This window comes from Mucilaginibacter sp. (assembly GCF_039207105.1).
GTDB lineage: Bacteria > Bacteroidota > Bacteroidia > Sphingobacteriales > Sphingobacteriaceae > Mucilaginibacter.
Map to the genome: position 1 here is coordinate 26498 of NZ_JBCECK010000037.1, position 15342 is coordinate 41839.

A 15342-nucleotide genomic window follows, 5' to 3' on the forward strand; every position below is an offset into this window, starting at 1 on the left:
GTCTCGGTCTTATAAAACATAAGTACCAACAGCATTCGCATTTAGCACAGATGATACCTCATTACTGCCATACTTAATATTGAATTTTTGTGTGGTTTGACCATTATTAAAAACAATAAGCACTGTTTTGCCAGCCGGAGTAACAAAAGCTACGTTGGGTAAATTGGTTACTAAATTAGATGCTATACGCTTTGAACCTGGCCTTACAAATTTTGACGCGTGAGCTATAATGTAATAAGCAGGGTTACGGGTAACCGCATCTTTAATAATGGTGATAGCACCCAGGCAACGGTCGCAGCCGCCGGGAGTATGCGGGTTCTGATCCTGATCGGCAGCTAAATTCCATTCAATAACGTTACGGCACCAGTTTCTTGGAGCACCGATGATGATATCCTTCATATGGAAATCCAGTTCCTTTTTCAGATCGCCGGGAGCCCCTACCCATTCCTCTGTAAAATACAGGTTTTTATCTGGGTGAGCGTCATGTACCTGAGAAAGCGCTTCTATCTGGCCTCCATATAAATGGAAAGCCGAACCATCTGTATATTTTTTAGCCTCCGCGTTATTTAATACATCAATAGGATAATCGGGCCTATCGGCATTATGATCGTACAAAATTATTTTTGTTTTGATGCCCGCCGCCTTAAACTCAGGCCCAACGTTTTTGGCTATAAAGGCAGCCTGTTCAGCAGCTTCCATCACCATGCTTGGGTTATTTTTAGGGTTCAGCGGTTCATTCTGCAAGGTTACCGCATCAATTCGGATACCATTGGCCTGCATTCCCTTAATATATCTGATAAAGTACTGCGCATAAGCATGGTAGTATTCAGGCTTTAAGTTACCACCAATGGTGCTGTTATTAGTTTTCATCCATACAGGCGGGCTCCAGGGCGAACCTAATATTTTGATATTCGGGTTAATTGCTAATATCTTTTTCAGCACCGGGATCAATGCCTTTTGATCATTATCCAGGCTAAACTTTTTCAGTTCGGGATCAGTTTCACCGGCAGGTAGATCATCGTACGAAAAAACATGATCGTCAAGGTCTGACGCGCCTATGCTGATCCTTAAATAGCTCACACCAATATTGCTTTTATCCTGAGCAAATAATTCATTCAATAAACGAGCCTGCTCCGGGCCGCTCATTTGATTGATCAATGCGGCGCTACCGCCTGTTAAGGCAAAGCCAAAGCCATCCATTTGCTGATAAACTTTTCTTTTATCAACAGTAATAACAGGTGTGCTGGCATCCTTACTGGCCGGGCCTATTTTGTTGTCCTGCTGTTTAAATAAAACAGAATCAGATGGGTCTGTGAGCCACATCTGCGGTTTGCTTTTCAGCGTTCCTTTGCTTTGAGCATTAACGAGGGTAACCTGCGCGCACAGGGCTATAACTAAAGTAAAAATTAACGATTTGCGTTTATTCATATTTGATGATGAGGTGATACATTATACAGAAAAAAAGCCGCAACATTACTGTTGCAGCTTTTTTTAAATTGAATTAATAACCCGGGTTCTGGGTCAGGTTTCCATCAAGCTGGATCTCATTGTACGGTACAGGCAGTAACAGTTTTGCCTGGTTAATAGGATAATTGAACGGCTTGCCAAAAGGATCAACCTGGCTTTTAACTAAGTTGATGGTATATTGGGCACCAAACCTTAATAAATCATTCCAACGGTGACCTTCAAAGGCCAGTTCCATGCGGCGCTCGGTTAAAATAGCCAGTGCTACATCTGTTTGGGATGTTACGGTAATAGCAGGTAGTTTTACCCTTGCCCTGATCTGGTTAACCAATGGGATAGCGGCAGCGGTTTGCCCTAAGTTGTTTGATGCTTCTGCTTTTAACAGGATGATATCAGCTAAACGAAGTAACACATTGTTATCGGTACCGCCGCCAAACTGCGATATATTGGTTTTCCATTTGTAAAGGAAAGGCACCATAGGCGATGCAGTGGTGTATGGCGCAGGGATCGGGTCGCCTGCGGCAAGACCGTCGGCAGCTACCTTAGCCTGATAAACCGATGCATTTAAGCGAATGTTATCATTTTGTGATTTGAACAGCGCAATAAGATTGTCTGTTGGCAGATCAAACTTTTTGAAAGAATAAGTTCCAAACTGAGCCGGTAAAAACAATGAAGTATTGTAAGTAGTAAAACCACTTGCACCTGAATGCTGGCTTTCAAATATAGATTCGGATGTGTTTTTAGTACCATCAAACAAAGTAGCATAATTAGGTACCAGGCTGTACTGACCGCTGTTGATCACTTTGTTACAATAATCTAAACACTGCTGATATTTACCTTCCTGCGCGTATACTTTGGCCAGTAAAGCCTGTACAGCACCTTTAGTAGCGTGACCAACATTAGGGAACGAAACCGGTAGTACCGCTTCGGCGGTGGTCAGGTCATTCTCTATCTGCGCGTATACAGCTGTAGCTGCCGCACGTGACGGCTTAGCAGGCGTATTGATGGTTGACAGGATCAATGGCACGTCACCAAATGTTGTTACCAGCTGAAAATAAGATATAGCCCTGATGAATTTGGCTTCGCTTAAAATTTCCTGCTGCCTGTTACCCGAAAATTGAGCTGCCGGAATTTTAGCCACATAGTCTAAAACAATGTTAGCAGCATAAATATCCTGGTAAAGGCCCTGCCAGTCGCGGGTTGAGTTACCGTTTTGCGGGGTAGCGGTAAAACCTGCAATACCAAAGTTGTCCGGGTTATCGCCTCCTGCGTAGCAATTATCCGCACGGGCATCGCCATTACTTACATAATCCCAAACCCAATATTGATCGTTGATAAAGGCTTGTGAATATGCACCAACTAAACCACCTTCGGCATCTTCTTTTGTTTTATAGTAATTACCTGCGGTACCCTGAGATATAGGCTGCTTGTCTAAAAAGCTCTTTTTACAGGCAGATGTTAAGCCAACTGCGGCAAGCAGCACAATTGGCAATATTTTATGATATTTATTCATTTTCTTAAAATTTAGGATAGATTAAAAGGTTACGTTAATGCCCGCGGTATAAGTTTTTGTTTGCGGATATGTACCGTAATCAATACCCACAGCAGTTGAACTTGGTGCACCCAATGAACCATTGTTTTGCGAGCTGCCGCTAAACGAGTTAACTTCCGGATAATAACCTTTGTATTTGGTAATAGTAAACAGGTTTTGAGCAGTTGCGAATACACGCACTTTTATACCTTGTTTATCCAATAAACCACTTTTGATAAGGTAGCTTAACGATACGTTTTTTAATCTTAAATACGCGCCATTTTCAACAAAACGTGATGACGGTAAAATGGTTGATGCACCTGCACTGTTTACGCCACCGTAAACCGCTGCCGGGATATTGGTTATATCGCCTGGTTTTTCCCAGCGACCTAATACCGCTGTGCTTGCGTTGCCAATCAGATACATGCCTTCGGTTTCAACGCGGGTTGCGTTAAATACTTTGTTACCGGTTAAGGCGTCAAATAAGAAATCTAAACTGAAGTTTTTATAGCTAACGGTGTTGGCAAAACCATAAACCGCTTTTGGTAAACCACTGCCCAGGTAAGCCTGATCGGCTTGTGATGGGTTTACGGTAGTACCGCCATTTGCTGTTTTATATAAGGCGTTTCCATTTGCAGGGTCAACACCGGCAAACTGATAACCGTAAAAGGCGCCTAATGGTAAGCCGTTTTTAACAATAGAAAGATTGGTAGCGTTTCCGTTACCGCCAAATGCAATACCGCCAAAAGGGAAAGTCTGATCAACTTTATTGCCATTGGCATCTAATATTTGCGGCATACCGCTCACGTTATTCTTATTAAATGAAGCGTTTAAGGTAGCAGTCCATTTAAAGTCCTGGGTATCAAAAATCCTCGCGGTTAATGAAAACTCAACACCTTCATTTAAAACGTGGCCCGGAAGATTGGTGTTTTTAAGATTTGATGCACCACCCTCTGCTGCAGAAATCACAACCGGGAAAATAAAATTAGTTGTTTTTTTATTGTAGTAATCACCGCTTAAGGTTAACCTGTCGTTCAAAACAGTGATATCAAAACCTACGTTGATACTTTTGGTTGATTCCCATTTCAGATCGGGGTTACCGGCCGGGTTAGTTGGATAATAACCAGATGCCGCATTATTGCCAAATAAATAACCTGTAGGGTTCAGGGTGCTGTAGCTGTTGTAAATAGTTTGAGGTAAGTTACCTACTTCACCATAACCAGCCCTTAACTTCAAATCGCGGATAAAGTTGTTATCCTTCAGGAAATCTTCCTGAGATATGCGCCATGCACCTGATACAGCCGGGAAATATCCCCATTTGTTATTGATACCAGCCCTTGATGAACCATCGGCTCTTAATGATGCTGTTAACAGATATTTATCAGCATAACCATAATTTACACGACCAAAGTATGAGTTGGTTGTCCAGTCGGTTCTGTAGGTTGATACTTGTTTGTTAGCACTGGCCGCATTTAAAGTGGTAATACCTGCCGGGAATCCGGTTCCATACAAATAATCGTTGTGATATTTTTCTTCAATGGCCTCAGTTCCTACTACTGCGGTAATGCTGTGTTTTTTGTTAATTACTGTAGAGTAGGTTAAAGTATTATCCCAGGTATAGCGGAAGGTCTCATTATTCGTGTTACTGCCAATACCATTAACCTGGCTTGCACCCTGGTTAGTTAGCGGATTGGTAAATGAATCCTGATTGTAGTTGCTTAACGATATACCAAATTGTGAACGGTATTTGATGTTAAACGGCAGGGTGATCTCTGTATGGATATTGCCTAACAGGTTGTTACTGATATACTGATTATTCGGGCTATAAATATCATCCAAAGGGTTAGTTGTATTATCAGAGTTTGACTGATACATGCCATTTGCACCAAATATAGGTACTATTGGAGGGGTAGATAATGCTGCCAAAACTGTACCGCCATGATTTGCCGAGCTGTTATCATTTACAGTACGGCCATTGCTTCTGTTATAAGCGATGTTAGTACCAAAGGTCATCCATTTTTTAGCTTTTTGCTCCAGGTTTAAGTTGATGGAATAACGTTTAAAGTTGGTTCCGTTAATAATACCGTCCTGGTTCAGATCGCCTAAACCTAAGTAGTATGTGCCTTTTTCGCTGCCGCCAGATAAACCAACGTTAATACCGCTTTGGTTAGCTGTACGGTAAGTTAGGTCCTGCCAGTTGTTATTGGCGGTGAAGTTTTGCGGAAACGCCGGCGCTGTTTGTCCTGCGTTGGCATATTCATCAGCAATCAGGCTTCTGTACTGGTCGGCATTCAGCATATCCAGTTTTTTAACAATTTGCTGTTTACCTGCATACATGTTGATCTCCACCTTAGGTTCGCCGCTGCTGCTACCTTTTTTTGATGTAATTAATACTACACCATTTGTAGCGCCTAATGAACCGTAAATTCCGGCTGCCGACGCGTCTTTTAACACACTGATAGATTCGATGTTGTTCGGGTCAATACTGGCTGTATTGGTTACAATAACCCCATCAACCACATATAATGGCTCTGAACCATTTGGCGATGATGCACCGCGAATCCTAACGCTGAAGTTGCCACCACCCGGTGCGCCAGACGCGTTGAATACCTGTACACCAGAAGCTTTACCATCAAGTATCTCTGATGAGTTAACAATCGGCCTGGCACTTACGTCCTTTACACCAACAGTTGCAATGGCTGAGGTAATGTCCTTTTTCTTTTGTGAACCGTAACCTACCACCACAACCTCATTCAATTGTTTATTGTTGGATGTTAATGTTACGTTGATCTCGGTTTGGGTGCCAACAGGTATTTCCTGGTTGTCAAACCCGATAAATGAAAATACCAGCGTGGCGGTTTGATCGGCCTTGATGCTGTATTTACCATTTAAATCTGTTGATGCAGCCTGGTTTGTGCCTTTGATCACAACGGTTGCTCCGGGCAGGGGCAATCCCTGGCCGTCCTTGACCACTCCTTTAACGGTGCTTGCCTGCCCAAAAGCAAACAAACAGCCAGATACAAGAAGGGCTACTAATAGCGTAATTCTTTTTTTCATAAATTTTAGTTACTGATAATTAAAAATTGGTTACATGCACTGCATGTTAAAATCAATGCGCAAAGTTATATGCATTGGGAAGTAAAACGAAGGAAAAATTCAATTATTTTCAACATAAATAACTGATATATAGATAGTTACAATTAAATTGATACGGTTTAACACCTTAGCAATACGCTTCGTAATTGATTGATTATTAATACAAAATTTACAATTAAGGCACTTACCCATATCTATTTTGATACGGATAATAACCTTTTCATGGTAATTGATAATCAGGCAATTAAAAATGAGTGTTATGGATATAAAAAGCGATTAATCGGCAGAGTTATCTACTACAAGCTTACTCCAACCCTCATGGTTGTCGTTTTTACCAGCTGTTTTACGGCTTGAAAGCAGCTTTTTTATCCGGTTGCTGTAAGCCCAGCAAGTGCTTTGCCTGATGGATAGTATTTCAGACAACTTATGCGATGATATTTTTCCGTTGGTGGAGTAAACTAAAAATATCATGTAAAAGGCTTTAGTGATCGGGATCCTGGTATTCTGGAATATGGTGTACGAAGTAACCGATTCGTCATAGCTGCATTTGCCGCAGCGACGGCTGTAAGGCAGGTGACCGCTAATGAAATGGGTATTGCCGCATTTATGACATTTATAGCCATCGCGCCACTTTAAATCGGCCAGGAACTTATGGCAGCTTTCCGGATCGGGATATATCCTACTGAACTCCTCAAAATCAACCCCTGCCGACATGATCCTATCGCGTGATACTTTGTCAAAACTTGCATGCAGTTCCTGATTATCCTTTTCAAGCAATACGTTCATCCTTGAAATTTCGGCTGCTTGCTGCTCCAGTATTTCATTTACGCGGCTCAGGTCTTCATTTTGCTTTTCAATAATGCTGGCCTTTTCAATAACCTCATGCGTTCTTTCCTTTACCTGCTTTTCCAGCTCAATGTTGATCGATTCTTTTAGCTTTTCGTTATCCCGGAGCTGCTTAATAGTATCCTGCTGTGCCTTTTCCTTTTCGCTTTTTAATATCCTTACTTTATCGCCAATGGCAAAACCAAGTAGTATCATTTCAAAAATAAAGCACATGCTCAGGCTGTAATAGCTTATAGCTCCCCAATTTAGCCAGGAAACATTCAGCATGATCAAAAACTTGAGCGTAAAGCCTATAAACAGAAAGCTATAGCCCAGCACAAAGAACCTTGCAGGCCTGTACCCTTTCCGAAATATGTATATACCTGTATAAAAGGCAATGCACAGTGGTACCGCCTCAATAAATTTATAGTTGAACCACTGCTTGTTAAAAATAAGGCACACTGCAAAAAATGTTAACCTGGCTACAATTACCGTATTAATGAGTGTGTATAAACGTGGGGCTTTTAATTTAACAAATAACAGTTTGTTTGTAAACATGAGGGCAAACACACTTATACAGCACAAAGCAAAACCATAAGCGTACTTGTTCCACATAGGCGAATCTGGCCAGAGGTATTGGTAACCGATGCCATCATTACAAAGCTCATAAAAACCAACGCTCAGGATATAAAAAACGTAATACAAATGCTGTATATGCCTAATGGCAATAAACATCATCATATTATAAAACGCGAAAACCAATATCATACCATAGAATATCCCAAACATTAAATACTCATTCAGGGCATACTCCACAAACCAGTTAACCGAACGCAATACAATAATAACATCTGCCGTTTGATGCGATTTGATGCGAACATAATAGGTACGCTCCTGCCCCGGCTCCATATTCAGGCTCACCTCAAAGTTTTTATGCTGAAACTGTCTGTTGCCGAATGCTTTTAAAGCACCAAACCGCTCAACCTTATAACCTTTATTGCCGCTGGGCAAATACACGGTAATATCATCAATAGTTTGATCAAAAAACTCCAGCATCCAGTTTTTTCGGGTTTCGGGCGGATAACCAACTGTCACTTTATACCAATAGGCCGATTTTAGCTTATAATTTTGAGGCGTGCTTGACCAGCTTGCTTTAAACTTTGCAGCCAGTTCCGGCGATTGCACATCCTGAAGTGTAAACTTGCCGGAAGGATCTTCTAAACAGTAGATCTCTTTGTATGAAAATATATGCTGGTTTACCTGGTCTTGTATATTAACTTTTTGCTGAGCGAATAAAATATTAGAAGAAAACAAACAGATAAAGAAAACTAAAAGCTGTTTTATAAAATGGGGATCAGTAGTATATAACTTATACTTTGATTGCTGCATGTGCCAAAATTCTTTATTGAGGATATTAATTGAATAATCTGCAAAGATGAATAGTATGATTGTTTATCAGAGAATATTTTTTTGCATTAATTGTATTTACTAAGTAAAAAAGCTGGCTGTTTTGGTAGGTACGCTCTTTTAAGTAATACCCCGGTAGTTATTCGGTATAATTCCGTAAAAACCCTTTCAATACATGAGTATTAATACGCAATTTCCATATTTATTCATTTCGTTCACCGCCAAAGCCCTATACTTGATTCAACATAACTCTCACATTAACAGCAAACACCCTTAGTTAAGCATATAAACTAAGGGTGTTAATATGTAAAGATTTATGGGCTGTTGGTGTAAAAAATATGAGTTGTTACCGAAAATCTGTTAAATCGCGACAAATAAGAAAATTGAGCTTTGGAGAAGGCATCTGTTTATTACAAGCCGGGAGCAAGAAGACTGAATTTGGAAAGGGGGGATCAGGCGAACCCGAAGCCCCCATGTTTTTGTAACTGATCAAATATGAAATTAAAATTTGTACCAAAACAAGGATACCAGGCAATTGTACACGCAATTGTGAAGTGTGTAATTTTTTGTGCAATTAACTGCGAGCACATTGCCAACGCACTTTGATTAACTATTAGTTGATAACAAATAAAAATATGGAATGTATTGATTTATATAAATTGTAATGTTATGGACAGTTTAGAAAGATGGCTGGTTAAATTTTTACGAGAAAAAAACCGGCAGGGACTTAAATGCAAAATAACCCTCTACATGAGAGGTAAAACCAAAAGGTACATGTTTCACATTGATGGCGAACTCAGGAACATTGAAAACTACCTAACTGCCGACGAGCTGATGGAGTATAAAGAACTGCTTAAGGGTACAGCTGTAGCCGTTTGATAACATATAAGGGCCCGATTTGTGAATCGACATGTATAAAACCGTATAATAAGCTATTGATTATGTGCTGAATATGATTGCGCAAAGTCAAATAATTGAATTAGTTTGCGGTCGGTATTTTTGGTGTATAAGCAACACAAAGCATAAAAATATCGATTTATTTATAACTACTCATTTAAAGTATGCCTTATGCCAAACAAACGCTCTTTTATACTTATCGTATTGTTTTTAACAATGTTTGCAATATCCTGTAAAAAAGATCTGAATGTTGAACCTTTAAAAACAGAAACTGCTGCCGATACCTCAATCCCGGAAACGCAGGAGGCAGCAGCTACAACAGCTCCCGCTACAACTACCCGGAAACTCATAATGGGCATGAATGGGCATCCCCTGAGTGCTGAAGCTTATATTCAATTAGGAATAGCCGACCAGATTAAAATGCTTAAAAACATGGGCATGACCTGGTACAAGATCAACGTTTCTGTAAACGCCGATGGCAGCATGCAGAATATAGAAACATTTATTCCACTGCAAAAACTGGCCAAAAGTAACGGTATTAATTTGTTACCCTCACTATCTACGGCGGGATTAAAATTCAGCGATACAGAAGCGCAGGCTTATGCTAAGGGTAAAACCAGCGGCAGTAATTTTGCAGGTAAATACAGCCAGTATTTTACTACCTACCACCTTGGTAATGAAATGGAGCAGGAAATAATTTTAGCAGGCAAAAGCGGGCAATACACCAGCAATTACGATGCTAAAAAGTTTAAAGTAACCGCCGCCTATTTAAAGGGAATGAACGAAGGCGTTAAAGCCAAAGACCCCGGAGCCATTACACTGGTGGATGCCTCCTGGTTACATTATGCCTACATACAAATGCTCATTAGCTATGGAGTTAAGTTTGATGTTTTAAGTTACCATTGGTACTCAGATATGGAGGGCGCCGCAGCTAAGGCCCCATACAACATCCCGGATATTACCAAAAAGCTATCCGGCTTGTTCCCAACCAAACCGATATGGTTCACTGAATCAAATTTCAGGCCCAAGGGCTTAAGTACCGACGAAGCTAAACAAAAGGATTTTGTAAACCAGTTCATAGCAAAATGCAAGGCCAACAGCAAGGTGCAGGCTTTAATTTTTTACGAACTGTTAGATGAGCCCGGAATCAGGAGTAGCAACGAAAACAGACTTGGCTTCACCAAATGGAATAAACCATACACCTCCTGGACATACAAGGCCGCTGCTCAAGGGATGGTTAAGTAAACAATTGCTGACATAATAGTGGTTTAGCATCCACAAAAGATAAGGTTCACCTCAATTTAGAGAGCCCAATGGTTAATTGATCAAAAAATGTGAAATGTGTGAAAAAGTGTGAAATTCACTACACAATTATTAAAAATATTGATGTATTAACTCATAGTTTATAACAAAATATTAAAATACTTGTAGTAATCGTCAACTATTACGAGTGATATGTCCGAATTAGAAAAATGGTTCGTTAAAATTCTGAAAGTCAAAAACAAACAAGGAATCAAATGCGAAATAGCCCCTTACATGAGGGGGAAAACAAAAAAGTATATGTTTATGATTGATGGAGAACCCAGAAATATTGAAAAGTATTTAACCCCCGAGGAGCTTACCGAATATAAGGCGTTAATAAAAAAGAAAAACAAGCCTTGCACACTTAAACCATAGCTATAATCAATAATAGCTACCCCTGTTTCCTTAACCTTATAACCTTTAACCAAATAATTACGTTAAATATGAATAATTAACCCCAAATTACTCTAAATGAAGCGAGCCTTCCAAACCATTGCTAACTTTATCTGGCCCAAACGGAAAAAAACAAACATTGCCGAATGGTTCACTAAAACAGAAACCCTGCAGCTCATCGGCCAGATCAACCAGGTACTGGAACTATCAAACATCAGCATTGGCGATACGGAAGATCAAATGCTGTTAATGGATTTGTTTAGAGACACCCTTAATGAAGGAAAATATAAGCCGGTTAAAAAACGCAGGCCCCGCAAATGGAACTATCAGTCTGTTTTAACAAGTGTACGCTTAACCAGTACTGCACGTTTTTTTCATTTTTAATATTTTATTGACTAATAAAGACGAGGCTTGAACATTAAAAATGAAGTCACAGATAAAATTGTTTAAAACTTCAATTAAACCTCATTCCCATATTAAAAAACAGAAATATTACTGTTTAAGCTTAAATAATAAATCGTCCTTATAAGCTGCTGAAAGCGGAACTTTTACGCCATCTACTATTAACTGGCTTCGTTCTATTTTTTCAATAAACTTTAAAGCTATAATATAAGATTTATGTATACGCTGAAAAGCATCCGGACTTAGCCTGTTGCTTATCTCTGTCAGCGTCATTCGGGTTAAGGTGCGTTTATGGCCCTGATAAATACTTAAGTAATTATCTCCAGCTTCAATGTAGGTTATTTGATTCAGATCAATTTTAACAAGATCATAACCTTCTTTTACAAAAAGATGTGCTTCCTGTTTCTTTGCTGCTGAATCTTTTAACATTCTTTCTTTTACCAAGATGCAACCTTGCAGTAATCTGCTTAAGTTTATTGGTTTTAAAAGATAATCAGCCGCAGCCAGGTCAAACCCTTTTACTGCGTATTCGGCATAGGCTGTAGTAAAAATAACGTGAAGCGTTTTAGGAAGTAATGTTGCCAATTCAATCCCGGTCAGATCAGGCATTCGGATATCAAGAAAAACAAGATCTACTTCATTAACCTGCAAATATTTCAACGCTTCTGTTGTGCTTACAAACGTTGCTTTCAAATCAAGAAAGGGAATCTTTATAGCGTGCAAGCGGATCACATCCAATGCAATCGGTTCATCGTCAATGGCAATTGCCCTTATCATTTAGTTAGTTTACTTTTTCAATTAATTTCTGTAATGCCTCAGGCTCTATATCTTTTGCAATAATATTTCCTTTTGGATCTATCAGTACATTTTGAGGGATAGCATTAATTCCATATTGTTTAGCTACTTCATTATCCCAATGCTTCAAATCAGATACCTGGGTCCAGCTTAGGTTATCGGCTTTTATTTCATTTAGCCAAGCTATTCGGGTGTCGTGTCCGTCAAGGGACACTCCTAATATAGTAAAGTTTTGTTTTTTTAATTGTTCGTATACCCTCACCCATTTAGGATGATCTACACGACAGGGAGCACACCACGAAGCCCAAAAATCAAGCAATACATACATACCTTTAAAAGAAGCTAAGCTAACAAAATTGCCGGCTGTATCAGGCTGATTAAAGTCGGGCGCCAACTTTCCTATGGCCAGATTACTATTACTTTTGAGCAACGCGTTAAAATCCCTACCGAGTTTGGAGTTGGTCACATCAGCGCTTAACTTATTGAAAATCGGCGTTATCTCCATTTCATTGGGAAAAGCGCCTGCATATTCTTTCAATGCCACCAGAGCTATATAGCTCTCTGGATTTTCTTCTGCAAAACTTTTCAATAGCGGTTTACGTACCAATTTCAAGCTATCATAGCAGACTGCATACCGTTTTGCAGAGGCTTTATCTTTATCTCGCTGCATTTTTGCGGATAATTTAACTAATAACTGATCAGCCTGTTTATTCAACAACTTTTTAAGTCTTATATAATCCATATTTATATTCGAATTTGTAAAAACAGCTTTAAAAATTGAATCCTTTCCCACAACATCTATAACTCCCTTATGCAAATAAAACTGCAGAACATCCACTTCATCTGCAAACTTGCCCATAGTATACCGCAGGCCTTTGCCATCATGATCTAACAATAAGGTTGCAAATAAAGGTTCAGTTACTATTCCCTTAAATTCAAAATGCGAATTTTCGATTGTTGATGAGTCTATCATCTTTCTACCTGCTGTCTGGTACAGCAAATACATTTTTGATGCAGGTAATGGCTTATTGATAATGCCCTTTAATTGGAAATCACATCTGTTACTTAGAGTTTGTGCCGATGCAAACGTTGCAAAAAAAAGGTAGAGCAATGTTTGTATTATCCTTTTCATATCAAGTTTATGAATTAAATAATTCGTTAAATTTTTAGAAATAAGTTATTTGAGCACGATGGAGAGGGTTATCCTATAGTTATTTTCATCTATTTCGGCAAGATATTCGTAACGATTTGGATAAAGCAATTTTAAACGCTGTTTTACATTACTTAATCCCAGACCCGACCCGCGATTGTCTGAGCGATTAAGTAAAATACTATTAGCAATGTTCATAATCAAGCAACCATCAGTCACATTGATATTTAATTTAATATAGCAAGGCGCGTCCATACTGATGCCATATTTCCAGGAATTCTCAATCAGCGGCATCAAAAGCATTGGGGCAATTTGATACTGCCTATCCGGGTAACTGATGTTTATAGCTATATCAATATTTTCTTTTTCGGGAATTCTTAACCCCTGAAGCTTAATATAATTTTCTATAAATCTAAATTCTGTTTCTATATTGGTATAAGTATCGCGGATACCATCCATATTGTACCGCATTATCCCGGAGAGCAAATCAATACCGCTTGCTGTTTTGTGAGCTCCCTCATTTAATGCCATGCCATAAATGTTATTCAGCGTATTGAAAAAGAAATGCGGATTTATCTGAGCTTTCAATAAATAAAGTTCGCTTTCAGATTGCTTTTGTTTAAATCTGGCATTATAATACCGTTGATATAAAAAATCATATAGTACCGCATAACCAACTATATAAATTGTTATACCAATAAAACTTGTTAAAAATTGAGCCTCGCGTGGATAGATATCAATTCCAGTAGTAAAAACCAAGCTTATTGCACTTCCGGAAAGGCCGACACAAATACTGCCTAAAGCAAACCAGACAACCTTTTTCCGAAAAAAAAGCAAATAATTCCATTCTGATAAAAAAGCTATGAGCAATACCCATAATATTAATGGCTGATGCAAATTATGGTTAATAAACTGATCAAATGCACTTACTAATGAACCATCATCATGCACGGTAAAGGCCAGATTAAACAGTATGTTATAATAATAAAGTATATAACTGCCTATGTTTATTGCAAACCATATGATTAATGCATGTAACAGAATTCGTTTAATAAAATGGTAAAGCGCAGGTGAGTTTTGCATAGCCTATGTTTTTGATTGCTCAAATAAAAGGCGAAAAAATTTATTTTTAAAATAAATGAGGTGAACGCCACGTATTATGTGGTGAAATGAAATAATAAAGGATTAATAATTATTTCTGAAAAGAAAGATTACTCAATTAATGATTGAACTTGAATCGAAAGCATCGGATGACCAAGTTATTCAAAATTGTTAAACCGATAATTGGTATGTGAAACAAAAAAGCCTCTCATTTTCATGAGAGGCTTTAGGGTGGATAACAGTACAGAATTCGAATCAATTGATTGACGAATTAATTGAGATTGGACGCTTTTCAATTTTATAAATATATCGTTGATTCATAATCATCCACAAACTGATCTTTTTTATCAATGTCTATATTTAGTTATAAATTGATTCTAATCTAAATTTAGTTAGACAGACCACATCATTTTTAGACTTGCCGTAAACTGTCTATTAACTTGAAATTATTAACAAATAAACTTAAATTAGATAAAAAAACATGAAATATACAACCGGCAAAGCAAAGCCTTTAGACGAAATAACACTACAAGATGTTCTTGAATATCCAATTTGGGAATGGGCAACAAACCAAGAAACAGTTGAAGGGCAGGACGAAACCTGGCAACAACCAATAACAAACGCAACTGATGTTACTACGGATATGGTTCAACCTACGATTACATTAACAATCAAAGGAACTGATGAGTATGCGAGTGCTGAATATAATTTCGATAACAATCAATTAGAATCAATAGCAATATGGGAAGGTGACGAATGGATTTCGATATTCGATAAAGAAGGATTAACCTTTCCATTGAGATTCATTTCCATCCCAACAATTTTGGGCTTGCCTGCGGCTGAATTTGAAATGAATGATTGGCAAGCGGATTTTGCTAAGCGGATTTAAAAGTCGTTAAAAGTGTTCATGCAAGTGACTAATTAAGCTAACAAAAAAAGCCTCTCATTTTCATGAGAGGCTTTAGGGTAAATGATGGGG

General features: G+C 38.7%; 12 protein-coding genes. 5 read left to right on the forward strand and 7 right to left on the reverse strand.

Translation table 11 applies throughout. The annotated features are described in order from the left end of the window. Nucleotides 1-9: 9 nt before the first annotated feature. The 4 genes from AAGC65_RS10115 to AAGC65_RS10130 all read right to left on the reverse strand — a co-directional run bounded on the left by AAGC65_RS10115 (nucleotide 10) and on the right by AAGC65_RS10130 (nucleotide 8305). Nucleotides 10-1428 (reverse strand): glycoside hydrolase family 30 beta sandwich domain-containing protein, encoded by a 1419-nt coding sequence (locus AAGC65_RS10115; RefSeq protein WP_343112325.1) that lies wholly within the window; start codon nucleotides 1426-1428, stop codon nucleotides 10-12. Between the two features lie 73 nt (nucleotides 1429-1501). Beyond that, on the reverse strand, nucleotides 1502-2977 hold the full coding sequence (locus tag AAGC65_RS10120; RefSeq protein ID WP_343112326.1) for a RagB/SusD family nutrient uptake outer membrane protein: 1476 nt from the start codon (nucleotides 2975-2977) through the stop codon (nucleotides 1502-1504). Between the two features lie 21 nt (nucleotides 2978-2998). Further along, a complete protein-coding gene (locus AAGC65_RS10125; RefSeq protein ID WP_343112327.1) occupies nucleotides 2999-6052 on the reverse strand; it encodes a TonB-dependent receptor in 3054 nt (1017 codons plus the stop codon). A 315-nt stretch (nucleotides 6053-6367) separates the two neighbouring features. Next, nucleotides 6368-8305, reverse strand: a complete 1938-nt coding sequence (locus AAGC65_RS10130; RefSeq protein WP_343112328.1) for a 7TM diverse intracellular signaling domain-containing protein — start codon at nucleotides 8303-8305, stop codon at nucleotides 6368-6370. A 687-nt stretch (nucleotides 8306-8992) separates the two neighbouring features. On the opposite strand from AAGC65_RS10130, the gene AAGC65_RS10135 reads away from it, so the two are divergent. The 4 genes from AAGC65_RS10135 to AAGC65_RS10150 all read left to right on the forward strand — a co-directional run bounded on the left by AAGC65_RS10135 (nucleotide 8993) and on the right by AAGC65_RS10150 (nucleotide 11299). Further along, the gene (locus AAGC65_RS10135; RefSeq protein WP_343112329.1) at nucleotides 8993-9202 is read left to right on the forward strand and encodes a hypothetical protein; all 210 of its coding nucleotides are present in this window, start codon (nucleotides 8993-8995) and stop codon (nucleotides 9200-9202) included. A 189-nt stretch (nucleotides 9203-9391) separates the two neighbouring features. Then, nucleotides 9392-10465, forward strand: a complete 1074-nt coding sequence (locus AAGC65_RS10140; protein ID WP_343112330.1) for a glycosyl hydrolase — start codon at nucleotides 9392-9394, stop codon at nucleotides 10463-10465. A gap of 210 nt (nucleotides 10466-10675) precedes the next feature. After that, nucleotides 10676-10897, forward strand: a complete 222-nt coding sequence (locus AAGC65_RS10145) for a hypothetical protein (protein ID WP_343112331.1) — start codon at nucleotides 10676-10678, stop codon at nucleotides 10895-10897. A 96-nt stretch (nucleotides 10898-10993) separates the two neighbouring features. Continuing rightward, the gene (locus tag AAGC65_RS10150; protein ID WP_343112332.1) at nucleotides 10994-11299 is read left to right on the forward strand and encodes a hypothetical protein; all 306 of its coding nucleotides are present in this window, start codon (nucleotides 10994-10996) and stop codon (nucleotides 11297-11299) included. 108 nt (nucleotides 11300-11407) lie between these two features. Here AAGC65_RS10150 and AAGC65_RS10155 read toward each other — a convergent pair whose 3' ends face one another. From AAGC65_RS10155 to AAGC65_RS10165, 3 genes are read right to left on the reverse strand one after another with little or no spacing between them, the layout of a single operon-like run. Further along, nucleotides 11408-12094 (reverse strand): LytTR family DNA-binding domain-containing protein, encoded by a 687-nt coding sequence (locus tag AAGC65_RS10155; protein ID WP_343112333.1) that lies wholly within the window; start codon nucleotides 12092-12094, stop codon nucleotides 11408-11410. Between the two features lie 4 nt (nucleotides 12095-12098). Next, nucleotides 12099-13244 carry a TlpA disulfide reductase family protein gene (locus AAGC65_RS10160; protein WP_343112334.1) on the reverse strand — a complete coding sequence of 382 codons (1146 nt, stop codon included), beginning with the start codon at nucleotides 13242-13244 and terminating at the stop codon, nucleotides 12099-12101. Between the two features lie 45 nt (nucleotides 13245-13289). After that, a complete protein-coding gene (locus tag AAGC65_RS10165) occupies nucleotides 13290-14213 on the reverse strand; it encodes a histidine kinase (protein ID WP_343112335.1) in 924 nt (307 codons plus the stop codon). 631 nt (nucleotides 14214-14844) lie between these two features. Here AAGC65_RS10165 and AAGC65_RS10170 point away from each other — a divergent pair. Next, nucleotides 14845-15252, forward strand: a complete 408-nt coding sequence (locus AAGC65_RS10170) for a hypothetical protein (protein ID WP_343112336.1) — start codon at nucleotides 14845-14847, stop codon at nucleotides 15250-15252. Nucleotides 15253-15342: the final 90 nt, after the last annotated feature.

What these genes read in the sequence shown, in the direction of transcription:
- AAGC65_RS10115 (WP_343112325.1), bottom strand. Translation starts at nt 1,428, where the DNA reads ATGAATAAACGCAAATCGTTAATTTTTACTTTAGTTATAGCCCTGTGC.
- AAGC65_RS10120 (WP_343112326.1), bottom strand. Translation starts at nt 2,977, where the DNA reads ATGAATAAATATCATAAAATATTGCCAATTGTGCTGCTTGCCGCAGTT.
- AAGC65_RS10125 (WP_343112327.1), bottom strand. Translation starts at nt 6,052, where the DNA reads ATGAAAAAAAGAATTACGCTATTAGTAGCCCTTCTTGTATCTGGCTGT.
- AAGC65_RS10130 (WP_343112328.1), bottom strand. Translation starts at nt 8,305, where the DNA reads ATGCAGCAATCAAAGTATAAGTTATATACTACTGATCCCCATTTTATA.
- AAGC65_RS10135 (WP_343112329.1), top strand. Translation starts at nt 8,993, where the DNA reads ATGGACAGTTTAGAAAGATGGCTGGTTAAATTTTTACGAGAAAAAAAC.
- AAGC65_RS10140 (WP_343112330.1), top strand. Translation starts at nt 9,392, where the DNA reads ATGCCAAACAAACGCTCTTTTATACTTATCGTATTGTTTTTAACAATG.
- AAGC65_RS10145 (WP_343112331.1), top strand. Translation starts at nt 10,676, where the DNA reads ATGTCCGAATTAGAAAAATGGTTCGTTAAAATTCTGAAAGTCAAAAAC.
- AAGC65_RS10150 (WP_343112332.1), top strand. Translation starts at nt 10,994, where the DNA reads ATGAAGCGAGCCTTCCAAACCATTGCTAACTTTATCTGGCCCAAACGG.
- AAGC65_RS10155 (WP_343112333.1), bottom strand. Translation starts at nt 12,094, where the DNA reads ATGATAAGGGCAATTGCCATTGACGATGAACCGATTGCATTGGATGTG.
- AAGC65_RS10160 (WP_343112334.1), bottom strand. Translation starts at nt 13,244, where the DNA reads ATGAAAAGGATAATACAAACATTGCTCTACCTTTTTTTTGCAACGTTT.
- AAGC65_RS10170 (WP_343112336.1), top strand. Translation starts at nt 14,845, where the DNA reads ATGAAATATACAACCGGCAAAGCAAAGCCTTTAGACGAAATAACACTA.